The organism is Planktotalea sp. (assembly GCF_039984035.1).
Taxonomy (GTDB): Bacteria; Pseudomonadota; Alphaproteobacteria; order Rhodobacterales; family Rhodobacteraceae; genus Planktotalea.
The window spans coordinates 1-2,557 of record NZ_JBDWVM010000023.1 but is presented as its reverse complement, the minus strand read 5'-3'; the positions used below and the strand labels follow the sequence as shown (position 1 = coordinate 2,557).

Annotated in this window: 2 protein-coding genes and 1 pseudogene; 1 reads left to right on the top strand and 2 read right to left on the bottom strand. The window is 55.1% G+C overall.

The features are described 5' to 3' along the window. Positions 1-1,738, top strand: a 1,738-nt coding sequence (gene mutS / locus ABJQ89_RS01085) for a DNA mismatch repair protein MutS (RefSeq protein ID WP_348494432.1), incomplete at its 5' end; no start/stop codon positions are given. 36 nt (positions 1,739-1,774) lie between these two features. On the opposite strand, the gene ABJQ89_RS01080 is transcribed toward mutS, so the two are convergent. Then, the gene (locus tag ABJQ89_RS01080) at positions 1,775-2,344 is read right to left on the bottom strand and encodes a nucleotide exchange factor GrpE (protein WP_348494431.1); all 570 of its coding nucleotides are present in this window, start codon (positions 2,342-2,344) and stop codon (positions 1,775-1,777) included. 10 nt (positions 2,345-2,354) lie between these two features. Continuing rightward, positions 2,355-2,557 (bottom strand): annotated as a pseudogene (gene hrcA, locus ABJQ89_RS01075) (heat-inducible transcriptional repressor HrcA); the annotation flags it as partial.

Genomic DNA, 2,557 nt, shown 5'->3' with positions numbered 1-2,557 from the left:
TACCGCCGGTGGCGGGCGTCTATTGGAGCGTCGTCTAGCAAGCCCCTCTCGCGATCTGAACACGGTTAATGATCGGTTGTCGGCGGTCGAGTGGCTGTTCGAAAACTCACGTGAAACAGAGGTCTTGCGAAGCACACTGCGCAAGGTGCCAGACCTTGATCGCGCGCTTTCTCGGCTGTCACTAGATCGCGGTGGGCCCCGTGATATCGCCGCCATCCGCAACGGGTTGGAGCAGGCAGAAGCCATTCTTGGGGCGGGGCTAAATGACGCGCCTGAATTGCTAAACAAATCCCTCTCTGAGCTCGGCGGTCATGAGGATCTTATCGCCCTTCTCAATGATGCACTGATTGCAGAGCCACCTCTGCTCGCGCGGGACGGTGGCTTTATTGCGACCGGCTTTGACCCTGAACTGGATGAAACTCGCGCGCTGCGCGACGAAGGTCGGAGCGTTATCGCGTCGATGCAGCAGAACTATGCGGAAATTTCTGGGATCACTTCGATTAAGATCAAGCACAACAATGTGCTGGGGTATTTCATCGAAACGACCGCAACCCATGCGGAGAAAATGCTCGCCGCACCCCTGAATGAAACCTTCATTCACCGTCAGACAACGGCGAACCAGGTGCGCTTTACCACTGTTGAGCTGTCTGAGATCGAAACCAAAATTCTTAACGCAGGCAATCGCGCCTTAGAGATCGAAAAGCGACACTATTCCACCTTAACCAGCGCTATTCTTGCACAGGCGGCCGAGGTATCCAATACAGCCCGCGCCTTGGCTGAGATTGATCTAAGCGCCAGCCTTGCCGCCCTCGCCCGTGCGGAAGATTGGAGCCGACCAAACGTCGACAACACTCGCACATTTGAAATTTCTGGCGGGCGCCATCCGGTGGTCGAACAAGCCTTGCGGAGCCAAGGCGGCGCACCCTTCATTGCCAACAACTGCGATCTGGCAGACGGGTCTGACGGCGCTGCGATTTGGCTGCTGACCGGACCAAACATGGCTGGTAAATCGACGTTCCTTCGCCAAAACGCGCTAATCGCCGTTCTCGCCCAGATGGGTAGCTTCGTTCCTGCGCAAGCTGCCCATATCGGCATCGTGAGTCAGTTGTTTAGCCGTGTTGGCGCCTCCGATGATCTCGCGCGCGGGCGATCTACCTTCATGGTGGAAATGGTCGAAACCGCCGCTATCCTGAACCAAGCCGATGAGAATGCGCTGGTGATCCTCGATGAAATCGGGCGCGGCACCGCCACCTATGATGGCCTGTCCATCGCTTGGGCCACGCTCGAGCACTTACACGATGTCAACAAGTCTAGAGCGCTATTTGCCACGCATTATCATGAACTTACCAACCTGACGGCTAAGCTGGACGGCGCTGAAAACGCGACCGTCTCGGTCAGGGAATGGGAGGGCGATGTGATCTTCCTGCATGAGGTGATTAAGGGCGCGGCTGATCGCAGCTACGGTGTTCAGGTTGCGAAACTCGCCGGCCTACCAAGCGCCGTTGTCGAACGCGCGCGCATCGTTTTGGACGCGTTGGAAAAGGGAGAACGCGAAGGCGGTGGACAAAAGGCCGTCATCGACGATCTGCCCTTGTTTTCCGCCGCGCCGCCACCACCGCCAGTGCAAACCAAAGCATCCCCAGCAGTCGAAATGTTGGACGATATCCATCCCGACGACCTGACGGCAAAAGAGGCGCTAGATCTAATCTACAAATTGAAAGAAGCGTCTCGAAACTAATCGAAACGCCTCCGTTCTAAAGTCTCTCAGGTGCTGTTAAGCGGGGGTAGAAGACACCCCAACCTGCGCTGGACGCAGCAGGCGGTCATGGAGCATGAAGCCCTCAGCAGCGACCTGAATGATGTCGCCGGCTTTTGTATCAGGAACAGGCGCTTCGAACATCGCTTGGTGCACTTGTGGATCAAACTTGTCGCCGACCTTTGGCGATACTGGCGTAATGCCATGTTTGCCAAAGACGTTAACCAATTCACGCATTGTTAGCTCTACGCCCTCGATGAGCGCAGCAGATGTTTCACGTTGCTCGTCTGTTGCAGATTCAAGTGCGCGCTTCATGTTGTCGTACACAGGGAGCAAATCACGGGCGAGCTTGGAGCCGCCGTAATTTTCCGCCTCTTTGCGATCACGGTCGGAACGCTTGCGCGAATTTTCCGAATCCGCCAAAGCACGCATAAAGCGGTCTTTAAACTCATCCCGCTCCGCTTTCACAATCGCCAATTCATCTGCGGCAAGCTCTTCCTCAGTGGGCTCAGCTTCTTCCGCTTCATCGAACTCCGCCTCTAGCGCGTCCAGATCATCCAAAAATTCGTTTTCGTCGCGATCAGCCATTTCTCTACCTTTAGCTCCGGTCGGAAATCAGCTTCCCGACCAGTTGTGCCGTATAGTCCACAATGGGAACAATCCGTCCATAATTTAGACGAGTCGGCCCAATGACGCCAACGGCACCAATAATTTTTCGATCAGCGTTCATATAAGGAGAAACGACCAAAGAGGAACCCGAAAGTGAAAAAAGTTTGTTCTCAGAGCCAATAAAAATGCGCA